15 protein-coding genes and 1 pseudogene are annotated in these 14,436 nt (G+C 41.4%); 14 read left to right on the top strand and 2 right to left on the bottom strand.

The window, feature by feature from the left end; translation table 11 throughout:
* Positions 1–5: 5 nt before the first annotated feature.
* The 4 genes and pseudogenes from lytR (at position 6) to UKS_RS09975 (ending at position 3,982) form a co-directional block, all read left to right on the top strand.
* The gene (gene lytR, locus UKS_RS08520; protein WP_156012730.1) at positions 6–1,058 is read left to right on the top strand and encodes a glycopolymer--peptidoglycan transferase LytR; all 1,053 of its coding nucleotides are present in this window, start codon (positions 6–8) and stop codon (positions 1,056–1,058) included.
* Positions 1,059–1,146: 88 nt separating this feature from the next.
* Positions 1,147–2,403, top strand: a complete 1,257-nt coding sequence (locus tag UKS_RS08515) for a competence/damage-inducible protein A (protein ID WP_156012728.1) — start codon at positions 1,147–1,149, stop codon at positions 2,401–2,403.
* A gap of 54 nt (positions 2,404–2,457) precedes the next feature.
* A complete protein-coding gene (gene recA / locus UKS_RS08510; RefSeq protein ID WP_156012726.1) occupies positions 2,458–3,624 on the top strand; it encodes a recombinase RecA in 1,167 nt (388 codons plus the stop codon).
* A 202-nt stretch (positions 3,625–3,826) separates the two neighbouring features.
* Positions 3,827–3,982 (top strand): annotated as a pseudogene (locus tag UKS_RS09975) (PspC domain-containing protein).
* Between the two features lie 202 nt (positions 3,983–4,184).
* Here UKS_RS09975 and UKS_RS08500 read toward each other — a convergent pair.
* Positions 4,185–4,739 (bottom strand): GNAT family N-acetyltransferase, encoded by a 555-nt coding sequence (locus UKS_RS08500; protein ID WP_156012725.1) that lies wholly within the window; start codon positions 4,737–4,739, stop codon positions 4,185–4,187.
* Between the two features lie 121 nt (positions 4,740–4,860).
* Between UKS_RS08500 and UKS_RS08495 the strand changes: the two genes are divergently transcribed.
* Positions 4,861–6,231 (top strand): MATE family efflux transporter, encoded by a 1,371-nt coding sequence (locus UKS_RS08495; protein WP_156012723.1) that lies wholly within the window; start codon positions 4,861–4,863, stop codon positions 6,229–6,231.
* A gap of 96 nt (positions 6,232–6,327) precedes the next feature.
* Positions 6,328–7,044, top strand: coding sequence for a YebC/PmpR family DNA-binding transcriptional regulator (locus UKS_RS08490; RefSeq protein ID WP_156012721.1), 717 nt, complete (start codon positions 6,328–6,330; stop codon positions 7,042–7,044).
* Positions 7,045–7,514: 470 nt separating this feature from the next.
* Here the strand turns inward: UKS_RS08490 and UKS_RS09970 are convergent, their stop codons facing one another.
* Positions 7,515–7,763, bottom strand: coding sequence for a hypothetical protein (locus UKS_RS09970; protein ID WP_332066846.1), 249 nt, complete (start codon positions 7,761–7,763; stop codon positions 7,515–7,517).
* A 192-nt stretch (positions 7,764–7,955) separates the two neighbouring features.
* On the opposite strand from UKS_RS09970, the gene UKS_RS08480 reads away from it, so the two are divergent.
* The 8 genes from UKS_RS08480 to rpmB all read left to right on the top strand — a co-directional run bounded on the left by UKS_RS08480 (position 7,956) and on the right by rpmB (position 14,383).
* On the top strand, positions 7,956–8,417 hold the full coding sequence (locus tag UKS_RS08480) for a MarR family winged helix-turn-helix transcriptional regulator (protein ID WP_156012719.1): 462 nt from the start codon (positions 7,956–7,958) through the stop codon (positions 8,415–8,417).
* Positions 8,401–10,170, top strand: coding sequence for an ABC transporter ATP-binding protein (locus tag UKS_RS08475; protein WP_156012717.1), 1,770 nt, complete (start codon positions 8,401–8,403; stop codon positions 10,168–10,170). The genes UKS_RS08480 and UKS_RS08475 overlap by 17 nt, the downstream gene beginning before the upstream one ends.
* Positions 10,160–11,917, top strand: coding sequence for an ABC transporter ATP-binding protein (locus UKS_RS08470; RefSeq protein ID WP_156012715.1), 1,758 nt, complete (start codon positions 10,160–10,162; stop codon positions 11,915–11,917). The genes UKS_RS08475 and UKS_RS08470 overlap by 11 nt, the downstream gene beginning before the upstream one ends.
* A 64-nt stretch (positions 11,918–11,981) precedes the next feature.
* Positions 11,982–12,338 (top strand): DUF2200 domain-containing protein, encoded by a 357-nt coding sequence (locus UKS_RS08465; protein ID WP_156012713.1) that lies wholly within the window; start codon positions 11,982–11,984, stop codon positions 12,336–12,338.
* 2 nt (positions 12,339–12,340) lie between these two features.
* A complete protein-coding gene (locus UKS_RS08460) occupies positions 12,341–12,844 on the top strand; it encodes a phosphatase PAP2 family protein (protein ID WP_156012711.1) in 504 nt (167 codons plus the stop codon).
* A gap of 118 nt (positions 12,845–12,962) precedes the next feature.
* On the top strand, positions 12,963–13,409 hold the full coding sequence (locus UKS_RS08455) for a LytTR family DNA-binding domain-containing protein (RefSeq protein WP_004250544.1): 447 nt from the start codon (positions 12,963–12,965) through the stop codon (positions 13,407–13,409).
* Between the two features lie 4 nt (positions 13,410–13,413).
* Positions 13,414–14,088: a LiaF transmembrane domain-containing protein gene (locus UKS_RS08450; RefSeq protein ID WP_156012709.1), complete on the top strand. Its 675-nt coding sequence runs from the start codon at positions 13,414–13,416 to the stop codon at positions 14,086–14,088.
* Positions 14,089–14,194: 106 nt separating this feature from the next.
* Positions 14,195–14,383: a 50S ribosomal protein L28 gene (gene rpmB / locus UKS_RS08445; RefSeq protein WP_001140948.1), complete on the top strand. Its 189-nt coding sequence runs from the start codon at positions 14,195–14,197 to the stop codon at positions 14,381–14,383.
* Positions 14,384–14,436: the final 53 nt, after the last annotated feature.

Raw genomic sequence — 14,436 nt, 5'->3', positions numbered from 1 at the left:
GAAATATGATTAAAAAAATTATTGGAATGGTACTAGCTTTTCTAGCTGTGACAGTTTTAGGTGTGGGCGTTTTTGCTTATACCATTTATCAGCAAGGTACAGAAACCTTATCAAGAACCTATAAAAAAATTGGGGAAGAAACCAATGTTATTGAGGCGACTGAACCCTTAACGATTCTTTTGATGGGAGTTGATACTGGAAATGTGGAACGAACGGACCCTTGGGAGGGGAATAGTGATTCCATGATTCTCGTGACGGTTAATCCTCATACGAAGAAGACCATGATGTTGAGTTTAGAACGTGATATCTTGACTAAAATTCAGCATAAAGATGGTAGTATTGAAGAAGCGAAGTTAAACGCTGCCTATGCTGGTGGTGGTGCAGAGTTAGCTATTTCAACTATTCAAAAGATGATGAACATCCATATTGATCGCTATATTATGGTCAATATGCACGGCTTGCAACAATTAGTCGATGCGGTAGGTGGTATAACTGTCAACAATACACTAGGTTTCCCGATTTCTATCAGTGACCAAGAAGAGTTCAACACTATTTCTATTGGTGTTGGAGAACAGACAATAAATGGAGAAGAAGCGCTTGTTTATTCACGCATGCGTTATCAAGACCCAGAAGGAGATTACGGACGTCAGAAGCGTCAGCGTGAAGTCATTCAAAAAGTTGTTGAAAAAGCTCTTAGCTTGAATAGTGTCAGTCACTATCAGTCTATCTTAAAAGCCCTAAGTACCAATATGCAGACTAATATTGATTTATCTGCAAAAAGTATTCCGAACTTGTTGGGCTATAAAGATTCCTTTAAAACCATTGAATCACAACAGCTGAAGGGTGAGGGAGAGATGTTGCAGGGCATTTCTTACCAGATTGTTTCTAGAGAGCATATGTTGGAAATGCAGAATATATTGCGACGTTCTTTAGGACAAGAAGAAGTCACTCAGCTTGAAACAAATGTTGTTTTATTTGAAGATTTGTTTGGACGGGTGCCTGTTGCTAATGAGGATAATCAAGAACAAGGTGTCTTTGTAACAAATGAAGTAGAGTAGTTCATTTGTTGATAAAAATAAAAAATCAATCGTGGGAAATTTCCTGCGATTTTTTCAAAAAAATACGAATAGATAGGTAGGAGGAAACATGAAAGCAGAAATCATTGCTGTTGGAACAGAGATTTTGACAGGACAGATTGTCAACACTAATGCTCAATTTTTATCGGAAAAACTAGCTGAGATTGGAGTAGATGTTTATTTCCAGACGGCTGTAGGAGACAATGAAGCTCGTCTCTTGTCTTTGCTTGAGATTGCCAGTCAACGTAGCAGTCTGGTGATTTTGACAGGTGGTTTGGGACCAACTGAGGACGATTTGACCAAACAAACCCTGGCTCAATTTTTAGGGAAAGAATTAGTCTTCGATCTTCAGGCGCAGGAGAAGTTGGATGTCTTTTTTGCCCAGAGACCAGACTATGCCCGAACACCGAATAATGAAAGACAAGCTCAAATTGTAGAAGGGGCGACTCCACTGCCCAACGAAACGGGACTGGCTGTGGGAGGAATGTTAGAAGTCAAAGGAGTGACTTATGTCGTCCTTCCTGGTCCACCAAGTGAATTGAAACCGATGGTCTTAAACCAGCTTCTACCCAAGTTGATGACAGGGAGTAAGCTATATTCCCGAGTTCTTCGTTTTTTTGGAATTGGCGAGAGCCAGCTGGTGACGATTTTGGCTGATTTGATTGATCATCAAACAGATCCGACCTTGGCACCTTATGCCAAGACAGGAGAGGTGACTCTACGTCTGTCAACAAAAGCTAGCAATCAAGAAGAGGCGAATAAAGGGCTGGATATCTTGGAAAATCAAATCTTAGGTCGCCAAACTTTTGAAGGACTTTCTTTACAAGACCTTTGCTATGGTTATGGTGAAGAAACTAGTATAGCCAGCATTGTGGTAGAAGAACTGAAAAAACAGGGGAAAACCATCACGGCTGCAGAGAGCTTGACGGCAGGCCTTTTTCAAGCAACCGTAGCGGATTTTCCGGGTGCTTCCAGTATATTTAAGGGTGGTTTTGTGACCTATAGCTTGGAGGAAAAATCAAAGATGTTGGATATTCCTGCCAAGGATTTGGAAGAACAGGGTGTGGTGTCTGAATATACAGCTCAGAAGATGGCTGAGCAGGCACGAATCAAGACCCAGTCTGATTTTGGCCTTAGTTTGACTGGAGTGGCAGGACCAGATAACTTAGAAGGACACCCAGCTGGAACAGTCTTTATAGGCTTGGCTCAAGAGCAAGGAACTGAGGTCATCAAGGTTAATATTGGAGGTAGGAGTCGAGCAGATGTACGTCACATTGCGGTTATGCATGCCTTTAACCTAGTTCGCAAGGCTTTATTAAGTGACTGACTTTTGATATAATAGTAGTTAGGTCTAAGGACCATTAGAATGTAGGAGAATAGAATGGCGAAAAAACCAAAAAAATTAGATGAAATTTCAAAAAAATTCGGGGCAGAACGTGAAAAAGCCTTGAATGACGCTCTTAAATTGATTGAGAAAGACTTTGGTAAAGGATCAATCATGCGTTTGGGTGAACGTGCAGAGCAAAAGGTGCAAGTGATGAGTTCAGGTTCATTGGCTCTTGACATTGCCCTTGGTTCAGGTGGTTATCCTAAGGGGCGTATCGTCGAAATCTATGGGCCAGAGTCATCTGGTAAGACGACGGTTGCCCTTCATGCAGTTGCACAAGCACAGAAAGAAGGTGGGATTGCTGCCTTTATCGATGCGGAACATGCTCTCGATCCAGCTTACGCTGCGGCTCTTGGTGTCAACATTGACGAGTTGCTCTTGTCACAACCAGACTCAGGGGAGCAAGGTCTTGAAATTGCAGGAAAATTGATTGACTCAGGTGCTGTAGATCTTGTCGTAGTCGACTCAGTTGCGGCCCTTGTACCTCGTGCTGAAATTGATGGAGATATCGGAGATAGCCACGTTGGTTTGCAAGCTCGTATGATGAGCCAGGCTATGCGTAAACTTGGTGCATCTATCAATAAAACCAAAACAATTGCCATCTTTATCAACCAGTTGCGTGAAAAAGTTGGGGTCATGTTTGGAAATCCAGAAACAACTCCTGGTGGACGTGCTCTAAAATTCTATGCTTCAGTCCGCTTAGATGTTCGTGGTAATACACAAATTAAGGGAACTGGTGATCAAAAAGATACCAATGTCGGTAAGGAAACCAAGATTAAGGTTGTAAAAAACAAGGTGGCTCCACCGTTTAAGGAAGCTATAGTTGAAATTATGTATGGAGAAGGGATTTCTAAGACTGGTGAACTTTTGAAAATCGCAAGTGATTTGGATATCATCAAAAAAGCAGGAGCTTGGTACTCTTACAAGGATGAGAAAATTGGACAAGGTTCAGAGAATGCTAAGAAATACTTGTCAGATCACCCAGAAATCTTTGATGAGATTGACCATCAAGTCCGTGTTCAATTTGGTTTGATTGATGGAGAAGAAGTTTCAGAACAAGGTATGGAAAGCAAAAAAGATGAGGCAGTTCAAGCAGATTCTGTGAATGAAGAAGTGACACTTGACTTAGGCAATGAGCTTGAAATCGAAATTGAAGAATAAGCTGTCAAAGTAGTGGAGAAATCCACTGCTTTTTGCTATATGAGAATAAAGAAACAAGTTTATGAGAGTATGATTGACAGATTTTCACAGTAAGAATGAGGAAGATGACTGCAAAACAGATAATTGGATGAGAAAATAAAAGTAATGCTAAGGAGATTGTTGGTATGGAAAAACGTGTAGTTCGCAATGTTCAAGATAAAAAATTGCAGGTGTTTGTGCAGATCTTGCTGACTATTTAGATATTGATCCTACTCTAGTTCGTGCACTTTGAATCCTCTTCACTCTACTAGGTGGTTCAGGAATTCTTGCTTATCTCATTCTCTGGCTCGCCATACCAGAAGCTGGGACAGAAGCGTAAACTTAGTGACCTCTTTATAAGATAAGTCCTGATAGGGCTGGGACAAGGTTGTCTCAGTCTTATTTATTTTGATGGATTTAGAAAAACTTTCTGCTATTTGATTTTGGAATCACAAAAAAATCACCTGTAGCACAGGTGATTGGGTATTCATTGTAGAAAAATTTGCAGTTTCTTGCTGGGAAGTTCAAGACTACAGTATAGGTTAGTGGTCGCTGAAACGACGATACTCGATGTGGAAGTCGAAATAATTTTCTTTTTGCAATTTTTGAAAGATGTTCTGATAAGCCTCTTCATCAAAGCGGTCGCCACGATATAGAATTTCAAAACTAAGACCTTCGTACTCCAAAAAGGCATTGGCTGTTTTGAAGCCATTTTGTAAGTAAAAGTCCATGCGGGCTTTTCGTTGTTCAAGATTGTCACAGTCTTCGTCCAATCGCTCCACTTCAAGAATCATAGTACGCTGGTAAAAATCAATCAGCTTTTCAATGATTTCTTTTCCATAGCCTTGGCTACGCAAATGGGGCATAATAGCAAAAAAGCTGATATAGAAAGCTTTTTGATTGGAAATAGCGAAGGCGAATCCTACAAATTCCTCTTCGTTGTAAAAGGCGAAAAAGTGGGCGTCGTCTCGATCCTGATATCGTAAAAATTCAGACAGGGACACTCGCTCTTCTTCAGGAAAGGCTTCGATATTTAACTTTTCAACTTTCTCAAGGTCTGGAAATATATCTGTAATTAATTGGCTTGTTAAGCTCATACATAAACTCCTTTTCTGTCACGATTATACCAAATTGTTAGTTTCTAGGCAACCGATTTCTCCGGAGATGGAAGCTAAGTCTGACCTTGTCGCTCCTCTAGAAAGCTGATATAATAGCCTTATGAATAAAAAACGAACAGTGGACTTGATACATGGTCCTATTCTTCCTGTGCTGTTAAACTTTGCCTTTCCAATCTTGCTATCAAATATTTTTCAACAGCTCTATAATACAGCTGACGTCTTGATTGTTGGGCGTTTTCTTGGTCAAGAATCCTTGGCTGCAGTAGGAGCGTCGACTGCCATTTTTGACCTGATTGTAGGTTTTACTCTTGGTGTTGGCAATGGTATGGGGATTGTTATTGCCCGCTATTATGGAGCTCGGAATTTTACAAAAATAAAGGAAGCAGTAGCAGCCACCTGGATTTTAGGTGCGCTTTTGAGTGTTGTAGTGATGCTGCTGGGCTTTCTTGGTTTGTATCCTCTCTTGCAATACCTAGACACTCCCGTAGAAATCCTTCCCCAATCCTATCAATATATTTCTATGATTGTGACCTGTGTCGGTGTCAGCTTTGCCTATAATCTCTTTGCAGGTTTGTTGCGGTCCATTGGGGACAGTCTAGCTGCGCTCGGTTTTCTGATTTTTTCTGCTCTGGTTAATGTGGTTCTAGATCTCTATTTTATTACGCAATTGCATCTGGGAGTTCAATCTGCGGGGCTTGCTACCATCATTTCTCAAGGTTTATCAGCCGTTCTCTGCTTTTACTATATTCGTAAGAGTGTGCCAGAACTTTTGCCTCAGTTTAAGCATTTCAAATGGGACAAGGCCTTGTATGCGGACCTCTTGGAGCAAGGTTTGGCTATGGGCTTGATGAGTTCGATTGTATCTATCGGCAGTGTGATTTTACAGTCCTCTGTTAATACCTTTGGTGCAGTGATTATTAGTGCCCAGACAGCAGCTCGACGCATTATGGCCTTCGCCCTTCTTCCTATGACTGCTATATCTGCCTCGATGACGACCTTTGCTTCTCAGAATTTAGGTGCTAAGCGCCCAGACCGCATTGTCCAAGGTCTTCGAATCGGCAGTCGTTTAAGTATGTCATGGGCAGTTTTTGTTTGTGTCTTCCTCTTTTTTGCCAGTCCTGCCTTGGTTTCCTTCTTGGCTAGTTCGACGGATAGCTACTTGGTAGAAAATGGCAGTCTCTATCTCCAAATCAGCTCAGCCTTTTATCCTATCTTGAGTCTTTTGCTGATTTATCGAAATTGTTTGCAGGGCTTGGGACAGAAAGTCCTCCCTCTGGTTTCTAGCTTTATCGAACTAATCGGGAAAATCGTTTTTGTGGTCTTGGTTATCCCTTGGGCGGGCTATAGGGGGGTTATCCTCTGCGAACCCCTTATCTGGGTTGCCATGACCATCCAACTGTACTTTTCGCTTTTTCGTCATCCTTTGATACAGGAAGGAAAGGAAATCTTGACAACCCAAATGCCATCCTAGTTGGATTTACTGAATAAAATCCATTTCCTCTAGTGAAAATCGAAAAAACTTGTGTTATAATAAGAAAGATTAAAATGTGAAAAAAGGAGATTCCTAATGGGACGTAAATGGGCCAATATCGTAGCCAAGAAAACGGCTAAAGATGGAGCTAACTCTAAAGTATATGCAAAATTTGGTGTAGAAATCTATGTAGCAGCTAAAAAAGGTGATCCAGATCCAGAATCAAACTCAGCTTTGAAATTTGTTATCGACCGTGCTAAACAAGCGCAAGTGCCAAAACACGTTATTGATAAGGCAATCGATAAAGCAAAAGGAAATACAGACGAAACCTTTACAGAAGGACGTTACGAAGGCTTTGGGCCAAATGGTTCAATGTTGATCGTTGATACCTTGACTTCAAACGTTAACCGTACAGCTGCCAATGTCCGTGCCGCCTTTGGTAAAAACGGTGGTAACATGGGAGCTTCAGGTTCAGTATCTTACCTCTTTGACAACAAGGGTGTCATCGTATTTGCTGGTGACGACGCTGATGCTATCTTTGAGCTCTTGCTTGAAGCAGATGTCGATGTAGACGATGTAGAAGCAGAAGAAGGAACAATCACTGTTTACACAGCTCCAACTGACCTTCATAAGGCCATCGTTGCCCTTCGTGAGTCAGGTGTCGAAGAATTCCAAGTGACAGAATTGGAAATGATTCCTCAGTCAGAAGTGGAATTGTCAGGCGATGACCTTGAAACTTTTGAAAAACTTTATAGCGTCCTTGAAGACGACGAAGATGTACAAAAAATCTATACTAACGTAGACGGGTTCTAATTCAAAAGCGAACAGTTATTCAGCTGTTCGCTTTTATTTTATGTTGGATTCGTATCCCGCTATCATGTCCTTTTTGAGATTCCAGGCCGATCGAAAATTTATGAATTAGAAGAAATTGTCTATTCTCCTGCTTTACAAAGGTTAGAATTACAGCCTTGCTTTCAAAACCTAGGGAGAGGTAGGCGATTCTTTTTATTTCATAGTCTCCCATAATCGAATCTGTTTCTGAATCTGGGATTCCGTGTTTCCTGATACTATCTTTGTAGTTGCTGCCTCCCTTCCCGCCATCAGAAGTGTCCTCTTTTACCAAGGTATTCAACTGTTCCTGACCCCAAGTGAAGAATCCGGTATCCTCTTCGTCATCTTCCTCAGCTGTACTGCTATCAGGCAGTTCATAGTCCCCAGCATTAGTTGAAAAAGTGATCTTTCTATAGGGGTGAATAAAGGTTCTGGCAAGGTCAGTAAAGATATTAGTAGATTATCAAAACAATGACAATGGAAATAACACCTAAGGTTGCTCCAATAATAGCCAATGTTTTACGGTTTCTGAGATTGAGGACAATGCCAAAAATTCCTAAAAACAAAGAGGCAATGGCAAGGAAAAATGATAGGATGTTTACAATAGGTATCCAAGAACCAAGAAGTGCCAGAGTTCCAAAGATGATGGCAAGGATTCCTAAGTTTTTCTGTTCTTCTTGCTTCGTTTGTGAATGACTCATTTCTAGTAAACTGGATTTGTGTTCGTGTGAGATAGTGTTTATTGTAGATATAATAAGAGCTGATGTCAATTTATACCAAGATAGTTCTCATAGAAACTTTTTTCTTGACATCTTTTCTGAAAATGATAAAATAGTTCTCATGGAAACTTAATTGTTCTCAAGAGAACTATTTTCACTTAGAAGGGAGAAAGCATGGATAAACCGATGTTGGTCTTTAAACGTTTTGGTCACCAGTTACATCTGATGGTACAAAAGGAAGCCAAGCGTTGTGGTATTGAATTTATGGGGGGACCGCAAGGGCAGGTCATTCGTTTTTTAGAACGTCGTGAGCATGAACAAGAATTAACACTCATCAAGGATATTGAACAAGAATTCAATATTACCAAGTCAGTTGCTAGTAATTTGGTCAAGCGTATGGTGCAAAATGGTTTGGTAGAGTTGGAAGTGAGTCCAAGTGATAAACGGGCGAAATTTGTTCATTTGACCGAAAAATCACGTTCTCAGATGAAACAAATCAAATCATTCTTTGATCGAATGAACCGTAGTTTGCTTGATGGCATTTCCGAAGAGAATCTCGCTATTTTTGAAGAAGTCATGGGTCAACTACAAGCAAATGTAGAAAAAATAGGAGGTAAGAATGAAGAAACTTGCTAAGCGTATCACAGGAAAAGAGTGGGGCATGATTCTAATAACTGTTCTCTTTACCTGTTGCTCGGTCTATCTAGAGTTAGAAGTACCGACTTACGTTTCAAAAATAACAGAATTACTCGTAACGCCAGGTACGGAGTTAGGAGACCTTTGGTCGCCAGCAACTAAGATGATGGGTTTGTCATTCTTAGCCTTCCTATCATCTGTAACAGTTGGATTTTTTGCTGCTCGAGTTGCAGCATCCTATACGGCTCATCTACGAAGCGATATTTTTAATCGTGTTTTGGATTACTCCCAGAAAGAAATTAAACGTTTTTCAATTCCCAGTCTATTGACTCGGACGACTAATGATATCACACAGATTCAGATGCTCTTTACGATGGGACTTCAGGTAGTCACTCGCGGACCAATCATGGCGCTTTGGGCTATTGGAAAAATCCTTGGCAAGTCAGAATACTGGATCTGGGCAGTAGTGGTGGCCGTTATCGTCAATGTTTTGATGACAACTGTTCTCATGACTCTGGCCTTTCCTAAACAATCTGTCATCCAAAAATTGACAGATAAACTCAATAGCATCACCCGTGAAAGTTTGACTGGGATTCGAGTAGTTCGTGCATACAATGCTGAGGATTACCAAGATAAGAAATTTGAAGAAGCTAATGATGAGGTGACGCGACTTAATCTCTTTGTCAACCGTTTGATGGCCATTATGAATCCTATTATGATGGCAATTTCCAGTGGGTTGATCTTGGCTATTTATTGGATTGGGGCCTATCTCATCAACGATGCTAGTTTGACAGAGCGTCTACCACTATTTAGTGATATGGTAGTCTTTATGTCCTATGCTATGCAAGTCGTAATGGGCTTCTTGCTCATGGGTGCTCTCTTTATCGTTCTTCCTCGTACCTTGGTTTCTGCAGGGCGTATCAATCAAGTGCTAGACCTTCATTCCTCTATTGAAAATCCTAGTCACCCACAGACAGCAAACTCTTCTGTAAAAGGTCAAGTGGAATACCGCGACGTAACCTTCCGCTACTCTAAACACTCAGAAGCAGTTGTGGAACATGTCAGCTTCAAGGCAGAAGCAGGTCAAACCATTGCCTTTATCGGATCAACTGGTTCTGGTAAATCGACGCTTGTGAACCTCTTACCCCGTTTTTATGATGTGTCAGAGGGAGAAATTCTAGTAGACGGCGTCAATGTTCAGAATTATGACTTAGAAGATTTGCGTAATAAAGTTGGTTATATCCCTCAAAAAGCTGTGCTCTTTTCTGGAGATGTTAAGGGCAATCTCGACTTTGGTAAGAGTCAAGAAACGCCACTAAGTGAGACGGCCATGTGGCAAGCTCTGGAATTGGCTCAATCTAAAAACTTTATCGAAGATAAGGAAGCGGGTATAGCTTCAGAAGTAGCTCAAGGTGGGACCAATTTCTCAGGTGGACAAAGACAACGTCTGGCCATTGCACGCGCCTTGGCTCGTAAACCAGAGATTCTCATTTTTGATGATTCATTCTCAGCCTTGGACTACAAGACCGATCGTATCTTGCGTCAAGTATTAGCTGAAAAAACACAATCCATGACCAAGTTGATCGTTGCCCAACGCATTTCAACCATTATGGATGCAGACCTGATCTTAGTCTTGGATCAAGGTAAAGTCGTGGGACAAGGCACCCACAAGGAACTTCTTGCAAACAATGAAGTTTACCAAGAAATTGCTTATTCACAACTATCGAAGGAGGAATTGGAACATGGAAAATAAGAAAATGTCCTTATGGAAACAGTGTAGACCTTTTCTAGCAGGTCTCCAACTTCCTCTACTAGTCGCAGTTGTGGCGGCTATCTGTTCAAGTATTATCACGGTTTATGGACCAACTAAGATCAAAGAAATTACCAATTTGATTTCAGATGGGTTAATGACAGAGATTGACCTAGAAGCTGTCTCAAGTATTGCTAGTTTTTTGGTTATTCTCTATGTGCTTGGGATTATCCTGAACTATACGCAAGCCTACATTTTTTCAACCAGTATCCAACATTTCTCAAAACGTTTGCGGACAGCTATTGCTGAGAAAATCAATCGCTTGCCACTTGCTTATTTTGACCGTCATTCTCAAGGGGACACCCTTTCTCGTGTAACGAATGATGTTGATACAGCCGCTCAATCTCTCAACCAAAGTTTGGGAACAGTGATTTCAGCTAGCTTCTTGCTGATTGCTGTTTTGATTACCATGTTTGGTATGAACTGGATTTTGGCACTGGTAACCGTTGTTTCAACTCTTGTTGGATTTGCAGCGGTCTCAGTGATTATGGCTAAATCTCAAGGCTACTTTAAAGCTCAACAAAACAACCTAGCAGCTGTAAATGGCTATGTGGAAGAAATGTACTCTGGCCACAATGTGGTGACCAGCTATAATGCTGTGGAACCAGCAAAAGAAACATTTGCAGGCTTGAATCAGAATCTACATGATAGCATCTGGAAATCTCAGTTTGTCTCTGGAATTATGATGCCAGCCATGATATTTGTAGGCAACTTTAGTTATGTTCTAGTCATTATCGTCGGTGCTGCCTTGGCTCTTGAAGGGCATATCAGTATCGGGATTATTGTAGCCTTCATGGTTTATGTTCGAACCTTCTCGCAACCCTTATCACAGATTGCCCAAGGAATTACCAGCTTACAACAAGCTAGCGCAGCCATGACTCGTGTCTTCGAATTTCTAGGTGAAGAGGAAATGGAAGATGAATCTCATAAGGAAAGACAATTGACCAACACGAAGGGTGAAGTAGTCTTTGACAGAGTTTCATTTGGCTACACACCGGAGCGAACAATCATTCATGACTTTTCTGCGACAGCTCATGCAGGCCAAAAGGTCGCGATTGTTGGACCGACTGGTGCTGGGAAGACGACCATTGTTAACCTCTTGATGAAATTCTATGAGATTGATAAGGGAAGTATTCGCATTGATGGTGTGGATACCAAGGCTATGAAGCGCTCAGAAGTACACGATGCCTTTTCAATGGTCTTGCAGGATACCTGGCTCTTTGAAGGAACCATTCGTGACAATCTCGTCTACAATCAAACAGGTATCAGTGATGAAGTGATTGAAGCTGCCAAAGCAGTAGGAATCCATCACTTCATCACAACCTTACCTGATGGATACGATACAGTTTTAGATGATACAGTGACCTTGTCAGTCGGACAGAAACAACTCTTGACCATTGCTCGTGCTCTGCTCAAAGATGCTCCGCTCTTGATTCTGGACGAAGCAACATCCTCAGTTGATACTCGTACGGAGGAGTTGATTCAAAAGGCTATGGACCGTTTGATGGAGGGACGCACATCCTTTGTTATCGCCCACCGCTTGTCAACGATCCGCAATGCTGATTTGATTCTGGTTATGAAAGATGGAAATATCATCGAGCAAGGCAATCATGAAGAGCTGATGGCTCAGGGTGGTTTCTATGCAGACCTCTACAATAGTCAATTTACAGAAGACCAAGCAGAAGAATAAATCAAAAGAAGGCTTGACGGCCTTCTTTTTCTTCTTTATACTGGTATAATAGAAAGAGGAGAGTATGAGTCAAAAATTATACAATATGAAATTTTCTGCGGTCTATCCAGCCTTAATTACAAAGGTTGAGCGAAAGGGGGGAAGGGCAGAATCCGTTCACCAAGTGACCAGTTGGCTTACAGGTTATGAAATGAGTGACATCCTTGCTTGTCTGAGTAAAGACCTTACTTATGGAGACTTTTTTCGACAGGCGCCGTCTTATGCTTCTGAACGGATAGCGATTACAGGAACGATTTGTGGGGTTCGTATTGAGGAAATTGAGGATCCTCTGATGCGGGAAATCCGTCGTCTGGACAAATTAGTAGACTGGCTTGCCAAGGGGAAAACAGCCCAGCAGGTCCTAGAAAAGTATGAGAAATAGAAATGAAAAACTATCAAGAGTGGTACGAGAAGAGGAAATCAAGTCTTCTTCGACATCCACAACTATTACACTTGATGCGAGTCTTTAATCGTATGATGACAGTTCTGATGCCCTTAGCTTACTTGACCCTGTTGGGAACAAACTTTGTAAGTAAAGGGGTTGGGAAAGAACTTTCTTCTTATATTTTAGTGCCAGCTTTTGGCTTTGTCCTATTGACGCTTGTTCGTAAGTGGATCAATCAACCGCGTCCCTATGAAACTTGGGAAATTGTCCCGCTACTAGATAAAGACAGCTCTGGGAATTCAATGCCCAGCCGCCATGTCTTTTCGGCAACCATTATTTCCATGGCTTGCCTGCATGCAAATCTTCCTGTGGGGTTGGTTTTGTTGGTCTTATCAGCTATTCTCGGTCTTGTTCGAGTTTTAGGGGGTGTTCATTATCCCAAGGATGTTTTAGTCGGCTACGTCTGTGGTCTCCTCTTGGGAATTCTTTTCTTTATTTTCTAAAAAGCAAAGCAAGTGGGCTTGGCCTGGTAACCACTTACGGGTCAAAAGTAACCACTTGCTTTTTTGCCCTTGTAAAGTCTTCTGGCCTTTGGTATAGTAGATGCAGAAAGGAGATAGGATGAAGTTACGAATCGAGATTGATAGTGAATTAACTGAGACAGAGATTGTCATCAAGGCTGCAGCCCTGACAGATGAGATAGCTGACTTGCAACGACTCTTGCAAGAAACCAAGGCTCCTAGGTTGATCTTTTATAAGGGGACGGGTGAGTATTACTTAGACTTGGCAGAAATCCTCTTCTTTGAGACGGAAGGTAGCAAGATTTACGCCCATACCCAGAAAGAGGCCTACGAGGTGAGACTCAAGCTCTATGAACTAGAGTCTATCCTGCCCCGCTATTTCAGTCGAGTATCCAAGTCGACCATTGCTAATATTCGGCAAGTTTACTCGGTTGACAAGTCCTTTTCAGGTACAGGAACTATTTCCTTTTATCAGACCCACAAGGAGGTTCACGTGTCACGGCACTATCAATCCCTCCTAAAAGAAAATCTAAGAAACATGAGGTAAGAACATGAAAAAGAAAGCATTTGGTATTGTGTTGCTAGTATTGGCAGCTTTAGTATTGTTGCAGGGGAATTTTGGAATCCCTTCTCTGGGAGGGTACATTTGGCCTTTGATTGGTATTGGATTTTTTGCCTACCAATCAGTTGGAGCTTTGTTGCGTCGTCATCTGACATCAGCCTCTTTTACAGCTCTAGTGGCCCTCATGATTGCTAACCATTTTTATGACATTTTACCGATTCCTAATCAGTCATTGTTCTGGGCAGGAGTTCTAATTGTTCTCGGAGTAAACATGCTGACTCACTCGAATAAGACTTGGAGTGGAAAGACATTGTGGAGCAATAGAGAGAAAAAAGTTTCTACTGATAAGGAAATCATTTTTGGTAGTGGGACTTTTTATAATCAAGACCAAGACTTGGTAGAAGACCAAGTGGAAGCAGTTTTTGGAGATGCTAAGATTTACTATGATAATGCAAATATTCTAGGTGATGTAGCAATCTTAAGTGTGGATGTAGTTTTTGGAAGCGCAACAATTTATATCCCTCAACATTGGAAAGTGGATCTTAGGGTAGAATCAGTGTTTAGCAATCCGCAGGTCGAAGTGGCGACAGCTCCAACCAGCAAAACCTTGATTATCCGTGGAGACGTTGTTTTTGGGAAATTAGAAGTCGTTTACGTCAAATAAAAAAATCTTCCAATCCCCTTGCAAAAAAAGAGAAAGTGTGATAACATAGTACGGTATGTGGTGCTAGCACATCCGCTATATTAGATCTAATAGGAGGAAAACACAAATGGCTAAAGTATGTTACTTTACAGGTCGTAAGACTGTATCAGGAAACAACCGTTCACACGCGATGAACCAAACAAAACGTGCCGTAAAACCAAACCTTCAAAAAGTTACTGTTCTTATCGATGGTAAACCTAAAAAAGTTTGGGCTTCAGCTCGTGCTTTGAAATCAGGTAAAGTTGAACGCGTTTAATAATAAAAGTAAGGAGACCTTAGGGTCTTTTTTCTTTTGTTGTAGGTATAAAA

Source organism: Streptococcus sp. 116-D4, assembly GCF_009731465.1.
In the GTDB taxonomy this organism is placed as follows: Bacteria; Bacillota; Bacilli; order Lactobacillales; family Streptococcaceae; genus Streptococcus; species Streptococcus pseudopneumoniae_E.
Note: the sequence above shows the minus strand (reverse complement) of the source record. Positions and strands in the feature narration are given on the sequence as shown.

What these genes read in the sequence shown, in the direction of transcription:
- UKS_RS08465 (WP_156012713.1), top strand. Translation starts at nt 11,982, where the DNA reads ATGAGTCAAAAATTATACAATATGAAATTTTCTGCGGTCTATCCAGCC.
- UKS_RS08500 (WP_156012725.1), bottom strand. Translation starts at nt 4,739, where the DNA reads ATGAGCTTAACAAGCCAATTAATTACAGATATATTTCCAGACCTTGAG.
- UKS_RS08490 (WP_156012721.1), top strand. Translation starts at nt 6,328, where the DNA reads ATGGGACGTAAATGGGCCAATATCGTAGCCAAGAAAACGGCTAAAGAT.
- recA (WP_156012726.1), top strand. Translation starts at nt 2,458, where the DNA reads ATGGCGAAAAAACCAAAAAAATTAGATGAAATTTCAAAAAAATTCGGG.
- UKS_RS08450 (WP_156012709.1), top strand. Translation starts at nt 13,414, where the DNA reads ATGAAAAAGAAAGCATTTGGTATTGTGTTGCTAGTATTGGCAGCTTTA.
- UKS_RS08495 (WP_156012723.1), top strand. Translation starts at nt 4,861, where the DNA reads ATGAATAAAAAACGAACAGTGGACTTGATACATGGTCCTATTCTTCCT.
- UKS_RS08460 (WP_156012711.1), top strand. Translation starts at nt 12,341, where the DNA reads ATGAAAAACTATCAAGAGTGGTACGAGAAGAGGAAATCAAGTCTTCTT.
- UKS_RS08470 (WP_156012715.1), top strand. Translation starts at nt 10,160, where the DNA reads ATGGAAAATAAGAAAATGTCCTTATGGAAACAGTGTAGACCTTTTCTA.
- lytR (WP_156012730.1), top strand. Translation starts at nt 6, where the DNA reads ATGATTAAAAAAATTATTGGAATGGTACTAGCTTTTCTAGCTGTGACA.
- UKS_RS08515 (WP_156012728.1), top strand. Translation starts at nt 1,147, where the DNA reads ATGAAAGCAGAAATCATTGCTGTTGGAACAGAGATTTTGACAGGACAG.
- rpmB (WP_001140948.1), top strand. Translation starts at nt 14,195, where the DNA reads ATGGCTAAAGTATGTTACTTTACAGGTCGTAAGACTGTATCAGGAAAC.
- UKS_RS08455 (WP_004250544.1), top strand. Translation starts at nt 12,963, where the DNA reads ATGAAGTTACGAATCGAGATTGATAGTGAATTAACTGAGACAGAGATT.
- UKS_RS08480 (WP_156012719.1), top strand. Translation starts at nt 7,956, where the DNA reads ATGGATAAACCGATGTTGGTCTTTAAACGTTTTGGTCACCAGTTACAT.
- UKS_RS09970 (WP_332066846.1), bottom strand. Translation starts at nt 7,763, where the DNA reads ATGAGTCATTCACAAACGAAGCAAGAAGAACAGAAAAACTTAGGAATC.
- UKS_RS08475 (WP_156012717.1), top strand. Translation starts at nt 8,401, where the DNA reads ATGAAGAAACTTGCTAAGCGTATCACAGGAAAAGAGTGGGGCATGATT.